The sequence below is a fragment of the Cyanobium sp. Aljojuca 7A6 genome (assembly GCF_024346455.1).
Classification (GTDB): Bacteria; Cyanobacteriota; Cyanobacteriia; order PCC-6307; family Cyanobiaceae; genus Cyanobium.
This window is the reverse complement of the sequence record NZ_JAGQCY010000008.1, coordinates 46,702-68,580: the sequence shown is the minus strand read 5'-3', so window position 1 is coordinate 68,580 and position 21,879 is coordinate 46,702. Positions and strand designations below refer to the sequence as shown.

Here is a 21,879-nt window from a genome sequence, read left to right as displayed (position 1 = left end):
CGGCCCATGAAGATCCTGCATACGGTCGAGTCCTACCTGCCGGCCCGCCATGGCATGTCGGAGGTGGTGCGGCAGATCTCCGAGCGGCTGGTGGCCCGGGGCCATGACGTCACCGTGGCCACCCGCTCCGACCCGGCCCGCAGCGGCGACAGCATCGAGGGGGTGAAGGTCAGGGGATTCGACGTCCAGGGCAAGAGTGCGGTGGGGGTCTGGGGGGATGTCTCCGGCTACCAGCGTTACCTGCTCGCCTCCGATGCCGACGTGATCGTCAACTTCGCGGCGCAGCAGTGGGCCACCGATCTGATGCTGCCGCTGCTGCCCCAGCTGAAGGCCCGCAAGGTGTTCGTTCCCACGGGCTTCTCCGCCCTGGGGGATCCCACCTTCGCCGCCTACTTCGCCGCCATGGGCGAATGGATGCGCAGCTATGACACCTGCGTCTTCCTCTCCGACTCCTATCGCGACATCGACTTCGCCCGCCGGGAGGGCGTCGAACGCATCGCCATCATTCCCAACGGGGCGGCGGCCGAGGAGTTCGAACGCCCCCGCGACCCGGGACTGCGGGCCCGGCTCGGGATTCCCGAGGACGACCTGCTGATCCTGCATGTCTCCGGCTACCTGTCGGTGGCCAAGGGCCAGGCCGAAGCCCTGGAGATCTTCTCCCATTCCCAGCTGCGGCAGGCCACCCTGCTGCTGGTCAGTCCGGACTTCTCCCAGTCCCTGGCCCGCTCCCTGACCCCGCGGCAGCTGGCCCGGGGCCTGTACCACCTGCTGCGGGGCAAGGGGCTGCGGGCCCTGGCCTTCCCCACCCAGCTGCAGGTCATGAAGCGGCTCAACCGGCGCCGCAACAGGGCGGCGTACCGACAGGTCCTCGGCCATTCCCTCTCCCGTCACGACACGGTGAGTGCCTTCCTCGAGGCCGACCTGCTGCTGTTCCCCTCCTGGATCGAGTGCTCCCCCCTGGTGTTGTTCGAAGCCGCCGCTTCTCGCACCCCATTCCTGGTCACACCAGTGGGCAATGCGGCCGAGATCATCGCCTGGACGGGAGGAGGGCAGCTGTTGCCCGGCCAGCAAAGCGACGACCGCGAGGGCAGTGTGCGCGCGGATGTGGCCGCTGGTACCCGGCGCCTGGAGGCGCTGGTGGTCGACGCTCCCGGCCGCGCCAGGATGGCCGCTTCCGCCCACCTGGCCTGGCAGGCCCACTTCACCTGGGAGCGCATCGCCGACCAGTACGAACGGCTTTACCGCTGCCTGCTGGAGGGGGAGGCGATCACCGACCAGTTCCCGGCCCCGCCCCAGCTCTGATGCGCACCCTCACCCTGATCTTTTCCAAGGATCGGCCCTTGCAGTTGCAGGCGACTCTGGCGTCGTTCGCCCTGCATTGCCAGGAGGCGGCACAGACGCCGATCACGGTGCTTTACCGGACCAGCTCAGAGGCCTTTGCCCAGGGATACGACCATCTGCAGCAGGAGTTCCAGGGTCGACTCCTGATCGACTGGGTGGAGGAGCGCTCCTTTCGCCACGATCTGTTGGCCTGCCTGCGGCAACCCCCCGCCGCCTCCCGCTGGCGCCGGATCCTGGATCGCCTGCGGCTGCGCTCCTGGCGCGCCAGCTGTGAGCAGCTGCTGTTTCTGGTCGACGACAACATCTTCGTGCGGCCCTTTTCGTTGCAGGCGATTCATGGCGCCCTCGAACAGCAGCCCTCGGCCGTTGGCTTCTCCTTGCGCGTGGGCCGCAACACCACAACGTGCTATTCAATGAGCTGCGCCCAGCCGCTGCCGGATTTCCAGCCCGTGGATGGTGGGCTGCGGTTTCGTTGGGTGGGACAGACCGGCGACTTCGGCTATCCGATCGAGGTGTCCAGTTCCGTCTATCGCCTCGCCGATCTGATCGGCCTGCTGCGGACGCTCCCTTACGTCAACCCCAACCGTCTCGAACAGGTGCTGTCCTCATCCAGTTCCCTCTTCTGCTTGAGCAAGCCAGACTTGCTTTGTTTTGACCAGTCGGTGGCCTTCTGCGCGCCGATCAACAAGGTGCAGACCATCCTCGAAAACCGGGCTGGAGCCAGCGACTACTACTCCACTGAGGCCCTCCTGGGCCGCTTCCTCGAAGGCCAGCGGGTGGATGTCGAGGCCCTGCGGGATTTCGTGCCCCAGGCGGCCCATGTGGAAATCGCTCTGCCGTTGCAATCCGCCCAGACGCTGTGACCGCTCGCATCGCGATTCTGCTCTGCATGAAGGAGAACACACCGTCTGCCCTGGCCCTGCGGGCCATCCGCAGCACGGCTTCCAGTCTGGCCCCAGGTGACCTGCTTTATCTGCGCGTCGATGGTGGCCAACTCTCGGCCCCCGAGATGTTCCGATCCGCTGCCGCTCCCGCCACTCTGGTGCTTCGGGAAGTGGCGGAAGGCCGGGGCTTGGCCCATGGCCTCAACCAGATGGTGGAGGAAGCGCTGCGCGATCCAGGTGTTGCTTTCCTGGCGCGAATGGATGCCGATGATGAATCCCTACCCGGGCGCATGCAGTGTCAGCGCCAGTACATGGCCGAGCACCCAGACGTTGACATTCTTGGCACGGCCTGCCATGAGGTTGATGAGTACGGCGCCTATCTTCAACTCAAGCGGATGCCCATCAGCCACGCGGCCATTGTGGCCACGTTGCCGCGCAGCAACCCCCTCAACCACCCCACGGTAATGCTGCGTCGCCGGGTTTTTGAGTGCGGTCTCCGTTACCGGGAAGATGTTAAACGTACAGAGGACTATCATTTCTGGATTGCGGCGGCGTCGTCGGGCTTCATATTTGCCAATCTGGAGGAGCCATGGCTGAACTTTCAGCGTGATTCCGCCTTTTTCCGGCGTCGCGGTGGTTGGTTTCAAGCGTGGGCCGACCTCCACGTTCGGCTCAGGGCGATGCGGGAGCTTCGGTTGTATTCTCTGATGAATCTGCTTTGGGCTGTTGCGGCCTTTAGTCTGCGAATCATGCCAGCAACTCTGCAGAAATGGCTCTATTGCCGGTTGCGGTAGCCGTTCCGATTTTGCTGTCTCCAGGCCCAGCCATCCCGACAGATGTCCTCCAGGCTTCGCGTGGTGGACCAGCCAAGGGCCTGCTTGGCAGCGGAGGAATCGGCCACACTCTCCGCCACATCGCCCGGCCGGCGCGGTGCAAACTCATAGGCGACAGGACAGCCGTTGATCCGCTCGAAGGCCTGGATCATTTCAAGCACGGAATGGCCATGGCCACTGCCCAGATTGAGGGTCAGGATCTGTTCGTCTGAGGCCAGGAGCACCTCCAGGGCCTGCCGATGGCCTTCGGCGAGATCCATCACATGGATGAAGTCACGGATGCCGGTGCCATCGGGTGTGGGCCAGTCGGAGCCGAAGATCTGCACGTGGGGCCGGATCCCCATGGCCACCTGTGTGATCAGCGGAAAGAGATTCGAAGGCACCCCATGGGGGTCTTCGCCGATGCAGCCGCTGGGGTGGGCGCCGACGGGGTTGAAATAGCGCAATTGCGCCATGCGCCAGCCCGGCTCACTCTGGGCGACATCGGCCAGCAGCCGCTCGACAGCCGCTTTGGTCTGACCGTAGGGATTGGCCGGCTGAATGCAGGCACTTTCCGGGATCGGCAACGTCTCGGGGCAGCCGTAGAGAGCGGCGGTGCTGCTGAACACGATGGTGCGGCAGGCATGCCGGCGCATGGCCTCGAGCAGGCAACGCGTGCCCTCGACATTGACGTGCCAGTAACTGAGCGGTTGGTGGATCGAGTCGCCTACCGCTTTGAGGCCAGCGAAGTGAAGAACGGCCGTGATGCCGGGGCTGTCTCCGGGGTCTCCGGATCGGAAGGCCCGATCCAGGTCCGCGGAGCTTCTGATATCACCGTTGATGAAGATCAGTTGGCTTTCGCCCGTGGCCGACGTCCATACCTTGTGATCGCTGGGCTGGCCTGGGCTGAGGTTGCAGAGCTCGGCGACGCGGTGCAGTGCTTCAGCGCTGCTGTTCTGCAGGTTGTCGACAACCACCACGCGATAGCCCGCACCGATCAGGACGAGACAGGTATGGCTGCCGATGAAGCCGGCTCCTCCAGTGATCAGGAGAGTCGCCAAAGACCGTTGTCATTGATGTCTGATCTTACGAGGTCATGGGGCTCTATGCATCGTCTTGAAGTCGGCTCTGGAAGGCAGTGGACAACTGACAGGCTGGGCCCCTCGGGCTCTTGCCAGCAGCCGGATTGTCTTGATCAGGATAAGAATATCCAGCATCAGACCGGCATTGCGCAGATAATAAAGGTCGTAGCTGAGCTTCATCCTGCTGTCTTCAACGCTGGCACCATAGGGATAGCAGACTTGAGCCCAGCCGCTGAGGCCGGGTCGCACCCAGTGGCGCACGCGATAATGCTGGATTTGTTGTTCCAGCGTGTCCTCAATCTCGGGTCGTTCAGGTCTCGGACCGATCAGGCTCATCTCACCTTTGAGCACGGCAATCAGCTGGGGCAGTTCATCGATACGAAGCCGTCTCAGTGTGTTTCCCACCAGGGTGACCCGTGGGTCATCGCGGCTGGCCCAGCGGGCCCCACGCGCCTCCGCTTCCTGGCACATGGTTCTCAACTTCCATACCTCGATGGCCTCTCCGTAGAGGCCTGTGCGCCGCTGGCGGTAGAGGATGCCCCCCCCGTCTTCGAGTCGGATGGCGATGGCGGCGATCAGCAGGATGGGCGCCGTGACGACCAGCAACAGGCTGGCGACGACCACGTCTCCCAGGCGTTTGAGACGCCATCCCCAGCGGTTCGGTTGCAGTTCGAAGCCATCCGCCTGAAGCAGCCAGCGGCTCGAGAACAGCTCCGGGGGAACCCGTTGCAGGTGATGCTCGGCCCAGATCACGAGGCTGCAGACGCTGGCGCCGCGTTCGCGCCGCGCCAGCAATTTCTGCAGCAGGGCATCGTTCAGTTCAGCGGCTTCGCTCACCGCGATGCCATCCACCATCAGCAGAGTCGCCTCGAAGTCCGGTGCAAGCGCCCGGCAGTCGCAGTAGTGGAGATCGAGCAGAGGCTGCTCACCGTCACGCGCCAGCTCCCGTTGCACCACGTTCAGTTCGGCGGCTTCTCCCACCAGCAGCCAGGCCTGGCGCTGACTCAGCAGGCGGGTGACGACCAGTTGGGCTGTTCCGGAGGCCAGAGTGACTGCCGCCAGCAGGGGAAGGATGAAGTTCCGGAACGTTCGCGGGTCTTCAACCTTCAGTCCCCAGTTGAGTAACACGACGACGACGGCGAGCACCAGCAGCGCAACCACGGCAGTGGCGGCCAACCGGCGTCGCTGGGAATCCCGCTGCCCCTGGTCGGGCTTGGAGTAGCGCCCCAGCAGGTACGAGACCCCCACCCAGAGGACGACCAGGCCCACGATGGAACCGGTGACCCCGGCCCAACGGTCGAACCGCTGCAGGAACAGGCTGTTGTAGGTCCCGAGCAGCAGCAGGGTGTCGAACAGGGCCAGCCCCAGCAGCAGCCGCCGCTGTCTCAGCCAGGGAGTCCGCCACCACATGCCTTGCCGCCGCCGCCACCTGTGGACTTTATGGGTGGTTCCGCCTGGCTCCCCTGGCCCTGGACTCGGTGTCGCTGCCCCCATTTGACCAAGGGCGCCCCCATGGGGCATGCTCAACTCGTCGGTGCGAACCGGCCGAGCCAAGCCCAGCGCCGTTAACGGCACTCACGCCTGGCCCCGTCAAGCGCGGATGTAGCTCAGTGGTAGAGCATCTCCTTGCCAAGGAGAGGGTCGAGAGTTCGAATCTCTTCATCCGCTTGTCTGTTTCAGCATCAGGCGCTGGCTGTCCACCCGGCTGAAGCCCAGCTTCTCGTAGAAGCCCTCGCCTGTGGTGGTCATCAGGTAGACCCGCTCGGCGGCGGCCACGGGCGGGCTGGCCAGCAGTTCCTCGACGATCCGCCGGCCCAGTCCCTGCCCCTGCTGGTCCTCGGCCACCACCACGTCCCAGAGCACGGCGCGGAACACGCAGTCGCTGGTGGCGCGTCCGAATCCCACCAGGTTCTTGCCCTGCCAGGCGCTCACCACCACCTGGCTGCCGCTGAGCATGCGCCTCAGCTGGGATCGCTGCCGGCCGGTGGCCCAGAAGCTGTGGCCATCCAGCAGGGCGCCGAGGGCCGCCAGCCGCCAGCGCAGGCGCAGGCACAGGCCGCCGTGGCGGACCAGCCGGATCGGGGCGAGGGAGGGGGCCTCGTGCCTGGGGGTGGCGCTGCTCAACGGGCCGGTGTGAAGGGCATCAGCTGCGAATCCTGCTTGGCGGCCGGTGCCGCGGGCCTCTGCAGGTGCGGATCCCCGACGCAAGAGACGCCGAGAACCCTTGCAGCAGCACGTTTCTTCGCTCTCGGCCGCGGTTTCGCGATGGTAGGGTAAGCAACTACGGACAGGCTTTCTCCATGCTCAAGCTGCTGCTGGGTGATCCCAATGCCCGCAAGCTGAAGCGCTACCAGCCGTTGGTGTCCGACATCAACCTGCTGGAAGAGGAGATCGAGCCCCTCAGCGACGAGGAGCTGCGCGGCCTGACGGCCGAGTTCCGACAGAAGCTGGAGAAGCCCGAGACGGCCGCCCGCCGCAAGGCCCTGCTGGACGAGCTGCTGCCCCAGGCCTTCGCGGTGGTGCGCGAGGCGGGCAAGCGGGTGCTGGGCATGCGCCACTTCGATGTGCAGCTGATCGGCGGCATGGTGCTGCACAACGCCCAGATCGCCGAGATGAAGACCGGCGAGGGCAAGACCCTGGTGGCCACCCTGCCGGCTTACCTCAACGCCCTCACCGGCCGCGGGGTCCACGTGGTCACGGTCAACGACTACCTGGCCCGCCGCGACGCCGAGTGGATGGGCCAGATCCACCGCTTCCTGGGGCTGAGCGTCGGCCTGATCCAGCAGGACATGAGCCCGCCGGAGCGGCGCCGCAACTACGCCTGCGACATCACCTACGCCACCAACTCCGAGTTGGGCTTCGACTACCTGCGCGACAACATGGCGAGCGACATCGCCGAGGTGGTGCAGCGCGAGTTCCAGTACTGCATCATCGACGAGGTGGACTCGATCCTCGTTGACGAGGCCCGCACCCCCCTGATCATTTCCGGTCAGATCGAGCGGCCCCAGGAGAAGTACATGCAGGCGGCCCGGATCGCCGGCGAACTCCTGCGTGCGGCCGAGATGGGCAAGGACGGCATCGATCCTGAGGGCGACTACGAGGTCGACGAGAAGCAGCGCAACGTCACCCTCACCGACGAGGGCTATCAGAAGGCCGAACAGCTGCTCGGCGTCCAGGACCTGTTCAACCCCCAGGACCCCTGGGCCCACTTCATCAACAACGCCCTCAAGGCCAAGGAGCTGTTCGTCAAGGACGTCAACTACATCGTGCGTGACGCCGACGCGGTGATCGTCGACGAGTTCACCGGCCGGGTGATGCCCGGTCGCCGCTGGAGCGATGGCCTGCACCAGGCGATCGAGGCGAAGGAGGCCCTGCCGATCCAGCCCGAAACCCAGACGCTGGCCAGCATCACCTATCAGAACTTCTTCCTGCTCTACCCCCGGCTGGCCGGCATGACCGGCACCGCCAAGACCGAGGAAGTGGAGTTCGAGAAGACCTACAAGCTTGAAGTGGCCGTGGTGCCCACCAACCGGAAACGTTCCCGCTCCGACTGGCCCGATCAGGTCTACAAGACCGAAACGGCCAAATGGCAGGCCGTGGCCGCCGAGACCGCCCAGGTGCACCAGTCCGGCCGTCCGGTGCTGGTGGGCACCACCAGCGTCGAGAAGTCTGAGCTGCTCTCCACCCTGCTGCAGGAGCAGGCCATCCCCCACAACCTGCTCAACGCCAAGCCGGAGAACGTCGAGCGGGAGGCCGAGATCGTCGCCCAGGCGGGCCGGGCCGGCGCCGTCACCATCGCCACCAACATGGCCGGCCGTGGCACCGACATCATCCTGGGCGGCAACAGCGACTACATGGCCCGCCTCAAGCTGCGGGAGGTGCTGCTGCCCCGGCTGGTGCGCCCCGAGGAAGGCCACCGCCCGCCCGTTCCCCTGCAGCGCTCCACCGAAGCGCCAGCCGGCTTCGGCGGTGCCGTGGCGCCGAGCTCCAAGCCCGCCAGCGAGGCCCGGGCCATCGGCAACCTCTACCCCTGCAGCCTCTCCGACGACACCGACAAGGCGCTCGCCAGCCTCTCCCGCGAGTTGGTGGCGGCCTGGGGCGACCGCACCCTGACCGTGCTCGAACTCGAGGACCGCATCGCCCAGGCGGCGGAGAAGGCCCCCACCGACGATCCCCAGATCCAGCGCCTGCGGGAGCTGATCGCCCAGGTGCGCGCCGAGTACGACGGGGTGGTCAAGCAGGAGGAGGGCCAGGTCCGCACTGCCGGAGGCCTGCATGTGATCGGCACCGAGCGCCACGAATCGCGCCGCGTCGACAACCAGCTGCGGGGCCGGGCCGGCCGCCAGGGCGACCCGGGCAGCACCCGCTTCTTCCTCTCCCTGGAAGACAACCTGCTGCGCATCTTCGGCGGCGACCGGGTGGCGGGCCTGATGAACGCCTTCCGGGTGGAAGAAGACATGCCGATCGAATCGGGCATGCTCACCCGCTCCCTGGAAGGGGCCCAGAAGAAGGTGGAGACGTACTACTACGACATGCGCAAGCAGGTGTTCGAGTACGACGAGGTGATGAACAACCAGCGCAAGGCGGTGTACACCGAGCGGCGTCGGGTGCTGGAGGGCCGGGAGCTCAAGCAGCAGGTGATCGGCTATGGCGAGCGCACCATCGACGACATCGTTGAGGCCTACGTGAACCCCGACCTGCCGCCCGAGGAGTGGGATCTCACCCGCCTGGTGGAGAAGGTCAAGGAGTTCATCTATCTGCTGGAGGATCTGTCTCCTGACCAGGTGGGCGGCCTGTCGATGGAGGAACTCAAGGCTTTCCTGCAGGAGCAGATGCGCAATGCCTACGACATCAAGGAGGGCCAGATCGAGCAGATGCGGCCGGGCCTGATGCGGGAAGCCGAGCGCTTCTTCATCCTTCAGCAGATCGACACCCTCTGGCGTGAACATCTGCAGGCCATGGAAGCCCTGCGGGAGTCGGTGGGCCTGCGGGGCTACGGCCAGAAGGATCCCCTGATCGAATACAAGAACGAGGGCTACGACATGTTCCTCGAGATGATGACCCAGATGCGCCGCAACGTGATCTACTCGATGTTCATGTTCCAGCCCCAGGTGCCACAGGCGGTTACGGCCTGAGGGCGTTTCGCCGCTTCAGTTGGGGACGTCCGGGTTGTCTCCCAGAAACTCCAGGATCTCCCGATCGCGCAGGTTCTGGGCATTGCCGCTGCAGGGTTCCTGCAGTGGCCTGCCGGCGGCCACTTCCTTCAGGCAGGCCTGCAGCCGGTTGACGTCGCTCTCGAGGCTGTCGATCCGCTCCATCAGGTTGCGGATCACCGACGCCTCCGCATCCGGCAGGGCGGAGTGGGCCAGGGGATCGATGCGGGCTCCCGCCTGGTGGATCACCCGGCCGGGAATGCCCACCACGGTGCTGTCGGCCCCCACGTTGCGCAGCAGCACCGAGCCGGCGCCGATGCGGGTGTTGGAGCCCACGGTGATCGCCCCCAGCACCTTCGCTCCCGCCCCCACCACGACGTTGTCCATCAAGGTGGGGTGACGCTTGCCGTGTTCCTTGCCGGTGCCCCCCAGGGTCACCCCCTGATAGAGGAGGCAGTTGTCACCGATGACGCTGGTTTCACCGATCACCACGCCCATGCCGTGGTCGATGAACACGCCCCGGCCGATGCGGGCTCCGGGGTGGATCTCCACCCCGGTGAGCAGGCGCCCCAGCTGGCTCAGCATCCGCGGCAGCAGGGGCAGCCCCAGCCGCCAGAGGCGGTGGCTGAAGCGGTGCAGCTCCAGGGCGTGGAAGCCCGGGTAGCAGAGCAGGATCTCCAGGGTGCCCCTGGCCGCCGGATCCCGCTGCCGGATGATGGCCAGGTCGGCCCTGAGTGCATCGAGCATGGTGGGATCCTTCAGGTGCCCGGTTCGGGTGAGCGCACGTCGGTGCGTTGGAAGTCATCCCCCTTGTAGAGCAGCGGCATGTTCATGGCCCTGGCCAGTCCGTAGCTGAAGCAGTCGCCCAGATTCAGCCCTGCCCGGTGGCGCCCCTTGCCGAACTCGCGCCAGCCCCTGAGCGCCCACAGCAGATGGCTCTGACCAAAGGGCAGCACCTGAATGTCCAGGGCCTGGCAGAGGGATTCGACGGCCTCGCTGGAGGCGCCGAAGCGGCTTCCTTCGGCCACCAGGGAGGCTTCCAGCTTCGTTGCCGCTGACATCAGCAGCATCGGGGCCTCCGCCATCCGCACGGACAGAGCCTCGGCCTCGTCTTCCTTGAACAGAACCGCCAGAAAGGCTGAGGTGTCGATGACCATGGGGGATGGGGTCATTCAGATCGGCAGGCCACGGTCGTCGTAGAGACTGTCCTGCAGGTCGCGGCAGGAACGCGGATCCCTGATCGGCAGCTCCGAGAAGCGTTCCTGGATCTGACGGATGGCTTCCAGTCTGGTGGAGCGAACGTTCTCAGGCCCGGGTGCCGTTGTTCTGGTGAGCTCCGCCTCCAGGGCCTGGCGAACGGCCTCCGTCACGCTGGTGCCCCGGCGCGCGGCCAGGTCCTTGGCCATGGCATGGACCCTGGGGTCCTTGATGTTCATGCCCATGGCCCTGCATGGTAGAAATCTCAACTATTCTACCCGCCAGCCTCGGCCCCCTCCGCCCCTCACGGGTTGGCCCTCAGACCGCCAGGAGGCCGATCTCCTTGCGCAGCTGGTCGATGGTGGCGGTGCCAAGGTAGCTCTGGGCACAGTGCACCATCGGCAGGCGCATCAGCTGGGCGCGGTTCTGGCGCAGGGTCTGCTCCACCAGGGGCAGGCTGGGCTTGTCGCAGATCACGTGGCTGGAGGCCCGCAGCAACGCCAGCAGGCGGCTGCTGGTGTCGGGATTGGCCGTCATCACCAGCAGTTCGTTGCCCCGCATGCTGTGCAGGATCACTTCGGCGGCCCGCAGGATGCCTGGGCTGATGCTGACCAGGCCCACGCAGCTGCCGGGGCGCAGCTCCTTGAGCATGCCCAGTTCGTGGCCGAAGTCGTTGAGGTCCACCGGTACGGCCCGCACCCCGTGCACCTTGGCGATCTGCTCCACTTCCTGCAGGAAGTAGCGGCTGGTGACCACCGTTCCCTTGCTGGAGGTTTCCAGCACCGATTCGAGCTCCTCGATCGGCACCACCTCCACCGGCACCTCCAGGCTGGGCCTGAGTTCCTCGGCAATCAGGATCGAGGCGCCGATGTCCTCGCGGGAGGTGCTCACCAGCACCCGGGCGCCGCAGCGCAGCCGCCAGTCGATCTCGCGGGTGAGCAGTTCGCGGGCCTGCTGCAGGGTGCAGCCGGCATTCAGCAGACCATCGACGCTCTGGCGCACCTCCCGGTCGATATCCGGCAGCGCCTTGCTGCGCAGCCCCGGCGGCGGCTTGATCTCGCGCGGGTTCTGCTGGTCGCGTACATAGATCCCTGAGCCGGCCATGGCCTCCACCACGCCGTCCGTTTCGAGCTGGCGGTAGACCTTGCTGATCGTGTTGCGGTGCAGGCCGGTCTGCATGGCCAGCTGACGTGTGCTCGGCAGCCTGTGGCCCGGCGGGTAATGCCGGGCGGCGATGGCGAAGCAGATCTGGTTGTACAGCTGGGTCGACGCCGGGATGTCGCTCTCCTGCTGAATGTGAAAACGCACGCCAGTGTGGCCAGGGGGTCTGGCCGCCACCCTAAGGAGCTTTCGCCCCCGTGACAATTCCCTCGTTGTCATACGACCATGTGCCGGTTGCCCTGTGCCGGTTTGTCCCACTCCGATTCCGTCGCCTCCTGGTTGCAGCTCGAGCCCCGGCGGCCGGACCAGGTTCCGCTGCGCTGCTGGTGGGCCAGGCCCGCCGGCACACCGCCCCGGGGCGGCGTGCTGGTGCTGCCGGAGGTGTTTGGCCTCAACGGCTGGATCCGCAGCGTCACCCAGCGGCTGGCCGAAGCGGGCTACGCGGCTTTGGCGGTGCCCCTGTACGCCCGCACCGCCCCTGAGCTGGAGCTGGGTTATGGCCCGGATGACCTGGCGCTGGGCCGCCGCCACAAGGAGCTCACCTGCACCGACCAGCTGCTGGCCGATGTGGGCCTGGCCGCCGACTGGCTGCAGCAGCAGTTGCCCGCGTCTGCCACCGGCCTGGGGTGTGTGGGGTTCTGCTTCGGTGGCCACGTCGCCCTGCTGGCGGCCACCCTGCCCCAGGTGGCTGTCACGGTCGATTTCTATGGAGCCGGTGTGGCCACGGGCCGCCCCGGTGGCGGTCCCGCCAGCCTGACGCTGGTGCCGTCGATCGGCGGCACGCTGCTGTGTGTCTGTGGCGATGCCGATCCCCTCATCCCCCCGGCGGACGTGGCGGCGATCGAAACGGCCCTCGCCGTGTCCAGTGCGCACCGCCTGGTGCTCCTGGAGGGGGGCCACGGCTTCATGTGCTCGGCCCGGCCCGACCATCGCCCAGAGGCGGCGGAGCAGGGCTGGTCACTGCTGCTGGAGGCCTTCGAGCAGGGGCTGGGGGCACCAGGGGGCCAGGGGCAAGCCTGAGGGCAGGCTCAGCCCGCAGCGGCAGCGGCCGTCTTGCCGGCGGCCTGTTTGCGCGGGCTCAGGAACATGATCATGTTGCGACCTTCCCGCTTGGGGGGCTGCTGGATCTCGGCGTTCTCTTCGAGATCCTTGGCCATGCGATAGAGCAGCTGTTCGGCCAGGGCCGTGTGCTGGATCTCCCGGCCCCGGAAGATCACCGTGCACTTCACCTTGTCGCCGGATTTGAGGAAGCGGACCGCCTGACCGATGCGCACCTGGTAGTCGTGCAGATCGATCTTGTAGCGCATCTTCACCTCCTTGACCTCGGTCTGGTGCGACTTCTTCTTGGCCTCCTTGGCCTTCTTCTCCTGCTCGAACTTGTATTTGCCGTAATCCATGATCCGGCAGACCGGCGGATCGGCCTTCTCGCTCACCAGGACCAGATCCAGCTCGCGGTCGCGGGCGACCTCCAGGGCCGCCTCTCGGGTGATGACTCCCAGTTGACTGCCGTCCGCATCCACCACACGCAGGTTGGGGTAGCTGATGCGGTCGTTGATGTTGGGCAGCTCCCGCACGGGAGCACGGCGATCAAAACGGGGACGGGGAGGCATTCACAGGGGCGGTTAGCTGTTCACCCTAAACCGCCCATGGCCGCCGCCACCGCCCGCTGAAGCACATCCGCCTCCGAAGCCCCTTCGGTGGCCGGATCCGTCAACCAGAGCGGCTGGTGCTGGCGCCGGAACCAGGTGCGCTGGCGTTTGGCGTATTGCCGGGTCCGCCGTTCCGTCAGGGCCATGGCCCCATCCCGGTTCAGCTCGCCCCGCAGCAGCCCGGCGGCTTCGCCATAGCCGATCGTTTCCAGCAGGGGGCAGTCGGCGCCGAAGCGATCGATCAGCTGGGCCGTTTCCTCCACCAGGCCGCCGCCATAGAGGGCGGCCGTGCGGCGCCCGATGCGCTGGGGCAGGTCGGCCGGATCCAGTCCCAGCTCCAGCACCCGCCAGGGGGGAGGGCAAAGCGTCTGCTGGGCCGACAGGGGCCGCCCGGTGGCATAGAGCACTTCCAGGGCCCGGATGGTGCGCACCGCGTCGGCCGGGGCGATCCGCCCTGCCGCCCGTGGGTCGTTCTGCTGCAGCAGCTGGTGGCAGACGGCCTGACCCAGGGCGGCGAACTGGGCCCGCAGGGCCGGCTGGGGCGGCACCGCCGGTGGCTGCAGGCCCGCCAGCAGGGCCTTGAGATAAAGCCCGCTGCCCCCCACCAGCAGGGCCACGCCCCGGCGCCGGTGTTCCGCCGCGATCGCGGTGCCCGCCAGGGCCGTGAACTCCTGCAGGGTGAGCGGCTGGTCGGGGTCGCTCAGATCCAGCAGTTCGTGGCGCACCCGGGCCCGCTGTTCGGGGCTGGGCTTGGCCGTGCCCACGTCCATGTGGCGGTACATCTGGCGGGAGTCCACCGACAGCACGGCCAGATCGAGGGCCTCAGCCAGCTCGATCGCCAGGGAGGTCTTGCCGCTGGCCGTCGGGCCCAGCAGGGCGATCACCAGGGGCAGCTCGGCGCTGGGTTCGGCTCCGGGGGGGGGCGCCACAGGGCGGCCTGGGCAGGGGGGATCGGGCCATCCTGCCGGAGGTGGAATCGAGGGGCGATTGCACCCCCGTTGCAAATCGGTTCCCAGAGGCGCCTCTGCGCCCCTCCGGGACGGCGGTGGTAGATTGCCCTTTGCGCAGCGTCCTTTCGGAGCCGCTTCGCCCCATTGCCGCCCCACCGCCCCTGGGATTCGCCGCCCTTGTCAGCCCCCTGGGGAGACCTTTTCTGAATGAGCGACGCCATCAAAGTCGAAGCGGCCTACGGCGCCGAGCAGATTCAGGTGCTGGAAGGCCTGGAGCCGGTGCGCAAACGGCCGGGCATGTACATCGGCACCACCGGCCCCCGGGGTCTGCACCATCTCGTCTACGAGGTGGTCGACAACTCGGTCGACGAGGCCCTGGCCGGCCACTGCGACGCCATCGTGGTGACCCTGCATGCGGATGGCTCCGCCAGCGTCACCGATAACGGCCGCGGCATCCCCACTGACATCCACCCCCGCACCGGCCGCAGCGCCCTGGAGACGGTGCTCACCGTGCTCCACGCCGGTGGCAAGTTCGGCAGCGGCGGTTACAAGGTTTCCGGCGGTCTGCATGGCGTCGGCATCTCGGTGGTCAACGCCCTCAGCGAGTGGGTGCAGGTCACCGTCCACCGCCAGGGCCAGGTCCACCGCCAGCGCTTCGAGCGCGGCCTGCCCATCGGCACCCTCGTCTCCGAGGACGCCCCCGACGCCGGTACCGGCACCGCGGTGCGCTTCCTGCCCGACCTGGAGATCTTCAGCGGCGGCATTGCGTTCGATTACCACACGCTCTCGGCCCGTCTGCGCGAGCTCGCCTACCTCAACGGCGGCGTCCGCATCGTCTTCCGCGATGAACGGCCTGCTGCCACCAACGCCGCCGGCGAGGCCCACGAGGAGGTCTATCACTACGAAGGCGGCATCAAGGAGTACGTCGCCTACATGAATGCGGAGAAGGATCCTCTGCATGCCGAGATCATCTATGTGAATGCCAGCAAGGACGGCGTCCAGGTGGAGGCGGCTCTCCAGTGGTGCGTCGATGCCTATTCCGACAGCATTCTGGGTTTTGCCAACAACATCCGCACCGTCGATGGCGGCACCCACATCGAGGGCCTCAAGACGGTGCTCACCCGCACCCTCAACACTTTCGCCAAGAAGCGCGGCAAGCGCAAGGACGCCGACAGCAACCTGGCCGGTGAAAACATCCGCGAAGGCCTGACGGCTGTGCTGTCGGTGAAAGTGCCGGAACCGGAATTCGAAGGCCAGACCAAGACCAAGCTGGGCAACACCGAGGTGCGTGGCATCGTCGACACGACGGTGGGTGAGGCCCTGGGCGAATACCTGGAATTCAACCCCCAGGTGATCGACCTGATCCTGGAGAAGGCCATCCAGGCCTTCAACGCCGCCGAGGCTGCCCGCCGGGCCCGGGAGCTGGTGCGCCGTAAATCGGTGCTGGAGAGTTCCACCCTGCCCGGCAAGCTGGCCGACTGCAGCTCCCGTGACCCGAGCGAATCGGAGATCTACATCGTCGAGGGGGATTCGGCCGGTGGCTCCGCCAAGCAGGGCCGCGACCGTCGCTTCCAGGCCATCCTGCCCCTGCGCGGCAAGATCCTCAACATCGAGAAGACCGACGACGCCAAGATCTACAAGAACACCGAGATCCAGGCCCTGATCACGGCCCTGGGATTGGGTATCAAGGGCGAGGACTTTGAGGAAAAAAATCTCCGCTACCACCGCATCGTCATCATGACCGACGCCGACGTGGACGGCGCCCACATCCGCACCCTGCTGCTCACCTTCTTCTACCGCTATCAGAAGGCCCTGGTGGAGGGCGGCTACATCTACATCGCCTGCCCGCCGCTGTACAAGGTGGAGCGCGGCAAGAACCACAACTACTGCTACAACGAAAACGAGCTCAAGAAGGTTCTCCAAGGCTTCGGTGAGAAGGCCAACTACAACATTCAGCGCTTCAAGGGCCTGGGCGAAATGATGCCCAAGCAGCTCTGGGAAACCACCATGGACCCGGAGACCCGCATGATGAAGCGGGTGGAAATCGAGGATGCCCTGGAGGCCGATCGCATCTTCACGATCCTGATGGGCGACAAGGTGGCCCCACGGCGGGAATTCATCGAAGCCCACAGCGCTGAGCTGGATTTCGCCCAGCTCGACATCTGATGAACCCACGCCATCCCATGCCGGTGCCGGCCTGGCGCTGGGCTGCCTTGCTGGGATTTGCCCTGCTGGCCCCGGCAGCCCTGCCCGCCGGCGGCGGCGAGCGGCGCTTGCCGGAAGTCCGGCGCCGCGAGCGCCAGGCCGAGCCCCTGCTCAGCAACGGCAGCCTCGGGCTCCACTGCGCTCCCCGCTGCCAGGCGCCGGTGCTGGCGCGGCTGGAAACGGGGGCCCCGCTGCGGGTGTTGCGGCAATGGATGGAGCCGGGCGGGCGCCGTTGGCTCCAGGTGGAAGCGTCCACCGCTGCCGGGCGGGCCAGCCGCGGCTGGTTGGCGGGCTGAGCCAGGCCCCTGTGGGTGCCGATCCGACCAACAGTCAGCTCACGCGTCAGCCGGCTCAGGCTTCAGCACCCGATCCGCCACCCAGGCGCTCAGCCAGGCGCCGGCGGGGGCGGTGGTCACGATGCTCAGCACCGCCACCGCCAGGATCACCTCGCCAGCTCCGCTGGGCAGTCCCGCCGCCTGCATCGCCATCAGGGGCATGGCGCCGATCGCCGCCTGCACCGTGGCTTTGGGGGTGTAGGCCACCACCACGAACAGGCGCTCCCCGGCGCTGAGGGGGCTGTCGTGCAGGCAGGCCAGGGTGCCGATCGAGCGGGCCAGCAGCCCCAGGGCCAGCACCGCCAGCCCGGCCAGGCCGCTGCGCCAGGCCACCGCCAGGTTGAGCTGGGCCCCCACAAGCACGAACAGCACCAGTTCGGCGAACACCCAGATCGAAGCCAGCTTGGCGGCGATCGGATGGGCCAGATCCTGGCGCCATTCCAGGATCACCACCCCCAGGGCGATGGCCGCCACCAGGCCGGTGAAGGGCACGAGGCCGTTGAGGCGTTCCTGCAGGCGCAGCAGCAGCAGCGCCAGGGCCAGCACGATCAGCACCTGGCGGTTGGCGTTGGGACGGAAGCGTTCGATCCAGCGGATCAGCCCCCAGCCTAGCAGCGCCCCGGCCGCCGCTCCCAGGGCCAATCCCAGCGGTAGCCCCAGCAGCCGGCCCGGCAGGTCGCTCTGCTGCTGCACCAGCAGCCCCAGCAGCAGGCCATTGACCACGATCACGGCGATGTCATCGAGGGAGGCGGCGGCCATCACCATCGAGGGGATCGCCTTGGCGGTGCCGCGCCGCTCCTCAATCAAGCGCAGCATCAGCGGCACCACCACCGCCGGCGAGACGGCCGCCACCACCGAGCCCAGCAGCGCCGCCTCCAGCCAGCTCAGAGCCAGCAACGGCTGGGCCACGGCCGTGATCATCAAGCCCTCGCAGCTGGCGGGGATCCAGGCCAGCAGCAGCACCCGGCCGCCCACCTGCCGCAGGGTGGTCAGGTTGAGCGCAAAGCCCACCCGCAGCAGGATCACGATCAGGGCCATCTGACGCAGATCGCCGCTGAGGGCCAGCAGCCGCGGGTCGATCGCCCCTAATCCCGAGCTCCCCAGGGCCACGCCCACCAGCAGCATGCCGATCAGGCCGGGCACCCCGAGCCTGCGGAACAGGCCATCGGCCAGCAATCCGAGGATCACCAACTCGGCGAATCCCAGCCAGCCCATCAGGGTCGCCGTTGCGCTGGCGGCAGTCTGGCGCTGCTCAGGCCGTCAGGGCCGTTTCGATCGCGGCCACCAGTTCCGCCCCGTCGGGCTCGACGGCGCTCTTGTAGCGGGCCACCACGCTGCCGTCCTTGCCGATCAGGAACTTCTCGAAGTTCCAGGCCACGTCCCCGGCGGGTTCCGCCTGGGTGAGGGTGTCGTAGGGCGCCGTCTTGGAGCCGGTGGCGTGCACCTTGTCGAACAGGGGAAAGTCGGCCCCGTAGGTGCTGGTGCAGAACTGCTGGATCTCTTCCAGCGTTCCCGGCTCCTGGGCGCCGAAGTCGTTGCAGGGGAAGCCGAGCACCGTGAAGCCCTGGGGCCCGTAGGTCTGCTGCAGTTTCTGCAGGCCGGCGTACTGGCGGGTGAAGCCGCAGCGGCTGGCCACATTGACCACCAGCAGCACCGTCCCGGCCCACTCGCCGAGCCGGCGCTCCTCGCCGCTGGCGGTGCGCACCACCACGTCGCTCACGTTCAGGGCCATGGGTACCAGCAAGCAGTGTTCGCAGTGGACCCTAGCGGCTCTGCCCATACACTCGTACTCACCGGCATGCGTGAAGCGATGGCTGAGGCCTCCGCCGTCGCCGAGGTGGTGGCCCGCCAGCTGGAGGGTTTGCTGCAGGCGGGCAATTACGACGGCGCCAAACTGCTGCTGCAACCCGTGCAGCCGGTGGATTCGGCCGAGGCGATCGGCACCCTGCCGCGCACGCTGCAGGCGCTTGCCTTCCGGCTGCTGCCCAAGAACGAGGCGATTGAGGTCTACGAGTACCTCGATGGCTCGGTGCAGCAGAGCCTGCTGGAGCGGCTGCGCTCCGGTGAGGTGCTGGAACTGGTGGAGGAGATGTCCCCGGACGACCGGGTGCGCCTCTTTGATGAACTGCCCGCCAAGGTGGTGCGGCGGCTGCTGGCGGAGCTCAGTCCGGCGGAGCGGCGGGTCACGGCCCAGATGCTGGGCTACGAGGCGGAAACAGCCGGGCGTCTGATGACGACGGAGTTCATCGACCTCAAGGAATTCCACAGTGCCCAGCAGGCCCTCGAGATCGTCCGCCGCCGCGCCCGGGACACGGAGACGATTTACAGCCTTTATGTGACCGACGCCTCACGCCACCTCAGCGGCATGCTCTCGCTGCGGGATCTGGTGACGGCGGATCCGGAGGACCGGCTGGGGGATGTGATGACGCGGGAGGTGATGAGCGTTGCCACCGACACCGACCAGGAGGAGGTGGCCCGGGTGATCCAGCGCTACGACTTCCTGGCGGTGCCGGTGGTGGACCGGGAGCAGCGGCTGGTGGGCATCGTCACCGTCGATGACGTCATCGACGTCATCCAGCAGGAGGCCACCCGCGACCTCTACGCCGCCGGCGCCGTGCAGGCCGGCGACGAGGACGACTACTTCCGCAGCAATCTGTTCACCGTGGCGCGTCGCCGGGTGGTGTGGTTGCTGGTGCTGCTGGTGGCGAACACCGGCACCTCGGCCGTGATCGCCTCCGAACAGCTGGTGCTGAAGCAGGTGGTGCTGCTGGCGGCCTTCATTCCGTTGCTGATCGGCACCGGCGGCAACGTGGGGGCCCAGAGTTCCACCGTGGTCATCCGGGGCCTGAGCACCCAGCGGCTGCAGTCCCTGGGTCCCTGGCGCACCATCGGCCGGGAGCTGGTCGCTGGTGCGCTGCTGGGCGGCTTGCTGGCGGTGGTGGTCGTGCCCTGGGCCTGGACGATGGGGGGCAGCGTGCTGGTGGCGACCTCAGCCGGCATCAGCCTGGTGGCGATCACCACCCTGGCCGCCACCGCCGGCGCCGCCCTGCCCCTGCTGTTCGCCCGCCTCGGCCTCGATCCGGCCTTGATGTCGGCCCCGTTCATCACCACGGCCACCGACGTGGCGGGCGTTTTCATCTACCTCAAGACGGCCCAGCTGCTGCTGCCGCGGCTGGGCACCGGTTGACCCCGGGGATTGACGGTTTCTGAGAGGAGTTCACACTTCTTTATGTTACGCTTTACAGACAGTTATGGATCAGTTCCATGGTCGTCGCTCTCGCCGTTGCCCAACCGTCGACTCCCGCCGCTGTTCAGTCCGTGGTTCGCCCCTCCCCGGGCCGTTCCATGCCGCCGGTGGATGGCGATCTGGTCCGCTCCTACCTGCGGGACATCGGCCGGGTGCCCCTGCTGAGCCATGAGCAGGAGATCACCCTGGGCCGGCAGGTGCAGGAGCTCATGGCCCTGGAGGACATGCGCGAGGAGCTGAAAATGCGCTCCGGTGGCACCGATCCGAGCCAGCAGGAACTGGCGGTGGCGGTGGGTCTGCGCCCCGAAGTGCTGCGCAAGCGCCTGCACGCCGGCCGCCGCGCCAAGGAGCGGATGGTGGCGGCCAACCTGCGCCTGGTGGTGAGCGTCGCCAAGAAATACACCAAGCGGAACATGGAGCTGCTGGATCTGATCCAGGAGGGCACGATCGGCCTGGTGCGGGGTGTCGAGAAGTTCGACCCCACCCGCGGCTACAAGTTCTCCACCTATGCCTACTGGTGGATCCGCCAGGGCATCACCCGGGCCATCGCCGAGAAGAGCCGCACGATCCGGCTGCCGATCCACATCACCGAAACACTCAACAAGCTCAAGAAGGGCCAGCGGGAGCTGAGCCAGGAATTGGGCCGCACCCCCACCCTGAGCGAACTGGCGGTGGCGGTGGAACTCCCCGAAGAGGAGGTGAAAGACCTGCTCTGCCGCGCCCGCCAGCCGGTGAGCCTGGAAACAAAAGTGGGCGATGGCGAAGACACCGAGCTGCTGGACCTGCTGGCCGGGGACGACCTGCTGCCGGCCGACCTGGTGGATGGCGAGTGCCTCAAGGGCGACCTGCGGGCCCTGCTGGAGCAGCTGCCGGAGCTGCAGGGCCGGGTGCTGAAGATGCGCTACGGCATCGACGGCGAAGAGCCGATGAGCCTGACCGGCATTGGCCGCATCCTGGGCATCAGCCGCGACCGGGTGCGCAACCTGGAGCGCGACGGGCTGGCCGGTCTGCGCCGCCTCAGCGATGCCGTCCAGGCCTATGTGGTCATCTGATCCCGCCGTTTGCGAGGCTTGAGCCCAGCCTCCACCCCCACTTCCATGGCCGGCAATCCTTCTGCAGCCTCGGAAGAGCCCACGATGGAGGTGGTCAGCCTGTTCCCCCGCTACCTGCTGCAGGGCCAGTTGCCTGTGGCTCAGCTGGCCGATCTTCAGGCCATGGCCAGGGCCGTGCTGGCCGAGCCCGAACGCAGCCCCGATGCTTCGGTGAAGCTGGCAGGACAGCTGTCACAGCAGCGGGAGCTCGGTCCCGACCATCCCGCGGCAGCGGAGCTCTGCCGGTCGGTGATCCTGCCGGCCTGTGAGCGCTGGATCCGCCATGTGATCGACCAGCAGCCCCCCCAGGGCCGGGGTCCGTGGACGCCGGGCCGCTATGGCCTGCAGATGATCGACCTGTGGCTCAATGCCCAGCGCGCCGGCGACTACAACCCCACCCACACCCATGGCGGCAGCTTCTCCGGGGTGCTGTTCCTGCAGGTGCCGCCCCAGATCAACGCCGAGCGTTTCGACGGCCAGCTCTGCTTCCATGGGCCGGAGGAGTGGCACATCCAGAGCTTCCGCACCGGCATGGCCCATTACGTGCTGCCGGTACCCGGGGATTTTTACGTGTTTCCTGCCTGGCAGCCCCATTCGGTGCCCCCCTTCCGCGGCGATGGCGAGCGCTGGTCAATCGCCTTCAACGTGGTGGCGGTGCCCCAGCCGCCGCCACGGCCGGCCCCGTCGCCTGTGGCCGTCCAGGGCTTGGCTCAGGGGAATGTGTCCCTCTCCAGCACCCGGCCCCGGCCGGGGGGATTCGTTTAAGGGGCGA

21 protein-coding genes and 1 tRNA gene are annotated in these 21,879 nt (G+C 67.1%); 11 read left to right on the top strand and 11 right to left on the bottom strand.

The features are described from left to right. Positions 1 to 6 precede the first annotated feature (6 nt). From KBY95_RS08925 to KBY95_RS08915, 3 genes are read left to right on the top strand one after another with little or no spacing between them, the layout of a single operon-like run. A complete protein-coding gene (locus tag KBY95_RS08925; protein WP_254964616.1) occupies positions 7 to 1,302 on the top strand; it encodes a glycosyltransferase family 4 protein in 1,296 nt (431 codons plus the stop codon). Continuing rightward, positions 1,302 to 2,204, top strand: a complete 903-nt coding sequence (locus KBY95_RS08920; RefSeq protein ID WP_254964614.1) for a hypothetical protein — start codon at positions 1,302 to 1,304, stop codon at positions 2,202 to 2,204. The genes KBY95_RS08925 and KBY95_RS08920 overlap by 1 nt, the downstream gene beginning before the upstream one ends. After that, positions 2,201 to 3,019 (top strand): glycosyltransferase, encoded by an 819-nt coding sequence (locus KBY95_RS08915; protein WP_254964613.1) that lies wholly within the window; start codon positions 2,201 to 2,203, stop codon positions 3,017 to 3,019. The genes KBY95_RS08920 and KBY95_RS08915 overlap by 4 nt, the downstream gene beginning before the upstream one ends. Here the strand turns inward: KBY95_RS08915 and galE are convergent. Beyond that, complete coding sequence (galE, locus tag KBY95_RS08910) at positions 3,001 to 4,098, bottom strand: UDP-glucose 4-epimerase GalE (protein WP_254964612.1); 1,098 nt, start codon at positions 4,096 to 4,098, stop codon at positions 3,001 to 3,003. The genes KBY95_RS08915 and galE overlap by 19 nt on opposite strands. A gap of 33 nt (positions 4,099 to 4,131) precedes the next feature. After that, on the bottom strand, positions 4,132 to 5,529 hold the full coding sequence (locus tag KBY95_RS08905; protein WP_254964611.1) for an exopolysaccharide biosynthesis polyprenyl glycosylphosphotransferase: 1,398 nt from the start codon (positions 5,527 to 5,529) through the stop codon (positions 4,132 to 4,134). A 186-nt stretch (positions 5,530 to 5,715) separates the two neighbouring features. On the opposite strand from KBY95_RS08905, the gene KBY95_RS08900 reads away from it, so the two are divergent. Next, positions 5,716 to 5,787, top strand: a tRNA-Gly gene (locus tag KBY95_RS08900). On the opposite strand, the gene KBY95_RS08895 is transcribed toward KBY95_RS08900, so the two are convergent. Next, positions 5,779 to 6,243 carry a GNAT family N-acetyltransferase gene (locus tag KBY95_RS08895; RefSeq protein ID WP_396094963.1) on the bottom strand — a complete coding sequence of 155 codons (465 nt, stop codon included), beginning with the start codon at positions 6,241 to 6,243 and terminating at the stop codon, positions 5,779 to 5,781. The genes KBY95_RS08900 and KBY95_RS08895 overlap by 9 nt on opposite strands. A 176-nt stretch (positions 6,244 to 6,419) precedes the next feature. Between KBY95_RS08895 and secA the strand changes: the two genes are divergently transcribed. Then, on the top strand, positions 6,420 to 9,254 hold the full coding sequence (secA, locus tag KBY95_RS08890; RefSeq protein ID WP_254964610.1) for a preprotein translocase subunit SecA: 2,835 nt from the start codon (positions 6,420 to 6,422) through the stop codon (positions 9,252 to 9,254). Between the two features lie 15 nt (positions 9,255 to 9,269). On the opposite strand, the gene cysE is transcribed toward secA, so the two are convergent. From cysE to KBY95_RS08870, 4 genes are all read right to left on the bottom strand, one after another. Next, the gene (cysE, locus tag KBY95_RS08885) at positions 9,270 to 10,019 is read right to left on the bottom strand and encodes a serine O-acetyltransferase (protein WP_254964609.1); all 750 of its coding nucleotides are present in this window, start codon (positions 10,017 to 10,019) and stop codon (positions 9,270 to 9,272) included. A gap of 11 nt (positions 10,020 to 10,030) precedes the next feature. Then, on the bottom strand, positions 10,031 to 10,444 hold the full coding sequence (locus KBY95_RS08880) for a type II toxin-antitoxin system VapC family toxin (RefSeq protein WP_254964607.1): 414 nt from the start codon (positions 10,442 to 10,444) through the stop codon (positions 10,031 to 10,033). Further along, a complete protein-coding gene (locus tag KBY95_RS08875) occupies positions 10,445 to 10,678 on the bottom strand; it encodes a type II toxin-antitoxin system VapB family antitoxin (RefSeq protein ID WP_396094966.1) in 234 nt (77 codons plus the stop codon). 109 nt (positions 10,679 to 10,787) lie between these two features. Continuing rightward, on the bottom strand, positions 10,788 to 11,777 hold the full coding sequence (locus KBY95_RS08870) for a GntR family transcriptional regulator (RefSeq protein WP_254964605.1): 990 nt from the start codon (positions 11,775 to 11,777) through the stop codon (positions 10,788 to 10,790). 102 nt (positions 11,778 to 11,879) lie between these two features. On the opposite strand from KBY95_RS08870, the gene KBY95_RS08865 reads away from it, so the two are divergent. Next, positions 11,880 to 12,650, top strand: a complete 771-nt coding sequence (locus KBY95_RS08865; protein WP_254964603.1) for a dienelactone hydrolase family protein — start codon at positions 11,880 to 11,882, stop codon at positions 12,648 to 12,650. Between the two features lie 8 nt (positions 12,651 to 12,658). Here the strand turns inward: KBY95_RS08865 and infC are convergent, their stop codons facing one another. Continuing rightward, positions 12,659 to 13,240: a translation initiation factor IF-3 gene (infC, locus tag KBY95_RS08860; protein WP_261362394.1), complete on the bottom strand. Its 582-nt coding sequence runs from the start codon at positions 13,238 to 13,240 to the stop codon at positions 12,659 to 12,661. Between the two features lie 20 nt (positions 13,241 to 13,260). Then, the gene (miaA, locus tag KBY95_RS08855) at positions 13,261 to 14,208 is read right to left on the bottom strand and encodes a tRNA (adenosine(37)-N6)-dimethylallyltransferase MiaA (protein ID WP_254964602.1); all 948 of its coding nucleotides are present in this window, start codon (positions 14,206 to 14,208) and stop codon (positions 13,261 to 13,263) included. 228 nt (positions 14,209 to 14,436) lie between these two features. On the opposite strand from miaA, the gene gyrB reads away from it, so the two are divergent. Both gyrB and KBY95_RS08845 read left to right on the top strand, forming a co-directional pair. Further along, positions 14,437 to 16,395, top strand: coding sequence for a DNA topoisomerase (ATP-hydrolyzing) subunit B (gyrB, locus tag KBY95_RS08850; protein WP_254964601.1), 1,959 nt, complete (start codon positions 14,437 to 14,439; stop codon positions 16,393 to 16,395). 17 nt (positions 16,396 to 16,412) lie between these two features. Continuing rightward, positions 16,413 to 16,730, top strand: coding sequence for an SH3 domain-containing protein (locus KBY95_RS08845; protein WP_254964600.1), 318 nt, complete (start codon positions 16,413 to 16,415; stop codon positions 16,728 to 16,730). Between the two features lie 39 nt (positions 16,731 to 16,769). Here the strand turns inward: KBY95_RS08845 and KBY95_RS08840 are convergent, their stop codons facing one another. Continuing rightward, entirely contained in the window at positions 16,770 to 17,984 is a 1,215-nt protein-coding gene (locus tag KBY95_RS08840; RefSeq protein ID WP_254964599.1) for a cation:proton antiporter, read from the bottom strand. A 37-nt stretch (positions 17,985 to 18,021) separates the two neighbouring features. Further along, positions 18,022 to 18,501, bottom strand: a complete 480-nt coding sequence (locus tag KBY95_RS08835) for a glutathione peroxidase (protein WP_254964598.1) — start codon at positions 18,499 to 18,501, stop codon at positions 18,022 to 18,024. A gap of 78 nt (positions 18,502 to 18,579) precedes the next feature. Between KBY95_RS08835 and mgtE the strand changes: the two genes are divergently transcribed. The 3 genes from mgtE (at position 18,580) to KBY95_RS08820 (ending at position 21,872) form a co-directional block, all read left to right on the top strand. After that, a complete protein-coding gene (mgtE, locus tag KBY95_RS08830; RefSeq protein ID WP_254964597.1) occupies positions 18,580 to 19,956 on the top strand; it encodes a magnesium transporter in 1,377 nt (458 codons plus the stop codon). 77 nt (positions 19,957 to 20,033) lie between these two features. Continuing rightward, a complete protein-coding gene (locus KBY95_RS08825; RefSeq protein WP_315858899.1) occupies positions 20,034 to 21,068 on the top strand; it encodes an RpoD/SigA family RNA polymerase sigma factor in 1,035 nt (344 codons plus the stop codon). Between the two features lie 45 nt (positions 21,069 to 21,113). Further along, the gene (locus tag KBY95_RS08820; RefSeq protein WP_254964596.1) at positions 21,114 to 21,872 is read left to right on the top strand and encodes a 2OG-Fe(II) oxygenase family protein; all 759 of its coding nucleotides are present in this window, start codon (positions 21,114 to 21,116) and stop codon (positions 21,870 to 21,872) included. The last annotated feature ends 7 nt before the right edge of the window (positions 21,873 to 21,879 follow it).

Excerpts from the sequence above, each read along its gene's own strand:
- KBY95_RS08925 (WP_254964616.1), top strand. The coding sequence starts at position 7 with ATGAAGATCCTGCATACGGTCGAGTCCTACCTGCCGGCCCGCCATGGC.
- KBY95_RS08920 (WP_254964614.1), top strand. The coding sequence starts at position 1,302 with ATGCGCACCCTCACCCTGATCTTTTCCAAGGATCGGCCCTTGCAGTTG.
- KBY95_RS08905 (WP_254964611.1), bottom strand. The coding sequence starts at position 5,529 with ATGTGGTGGCGGACTCCCTGGCTGAGACAGCGGCGGCTGCTGCTGGGG.
- secA (WP_254964610.1), top strand. The coding sequence starts at position 6,420 with ATGCTCAAGCTGCTGCTGGGTGATCCCAATGCCCGCAAGCTGAAGCGC.
- cysE (WP_254964609.1), bottom strand. The coding sequence starts at position 10,019 with ATGCTCGATGCACTCAGGGCCGACCTGGCCATCATCCGGCAGCGGGAT.
- KBY95_RS08880 (WP_254964607.1), bottom strand. The coding sequence starts at position 10,444 with ATGACCCCATCCCCCATGGTCATCGACACCTCAGCCTTTCTGGCGGTT.
- KBY95_RS08875 (WP_396094966.1), bottom strand. The coding sequence starts at position 10,678 with ATGGCCAAGGACCTGGCCGCGCGCCGGGGCACCAGCGTGACGGAGGCC.
- infC (WP_261362394.1), bottom strand. The coding sequence starts at position 13,240 with ATGCCTCCCCGTCCCCGTTTTGATCGCCGTGCTCCCGTGCGGGAGCTG.
- gyrB (WP_254964601.1), top strand. The coding sequence starts at position 14,437 with ATGAGCGACGCCATCAAAGTCGAAGCGGCCTACGGCGCCGAGCAGATT.
- KBY95_RS08845 (WP_254964600.1), top strand. The coding sequence starts at position 16,413 with ATGCCGGTGCCGGCCTGGCGCTGGGCTGCCTTGCTGGGATTTGCCCTG.
- KBY95_RS08840 (WP_254964599.1), bottom strand. The coding sequence starts at position 17,984 with ATGGGCTGGCTGGGATTCGCCGAGTTGGTGATCCTCGGATTGCTGGCC.
- KBY95_RS08835 (WP_254964598.1), bottom strand. The coding sequence starts at position 18,501 with ATGGCCCTGAACGTGAGCGACGTGGTGGTGCGCACCGCCAGCGGCGAG.
- mgtE (WP_254964597.1), top strand. The coding sequence starts at position 18,580 with ATGGCTGAGGCCTCCGCCGTCGCCGAGGTGGTGGCCCGCCAGCTGGAG.
- KBY95_RS08825 (WP_315858899.1), top strand. The coding sequence starts at position 20,034 with ATGGTCGTCGCTCTCGCCGTTGCCCAACCGTCGACTCCCGCCGCTGTT.
- KBY95_RS08820 (WP_254964596.1), top strand. The coding sequence starts at position 21,114 with ATGGCCGGCAATCCTTCTGCAGCCTCGGAAGAGCCCACGATGGAGGTG.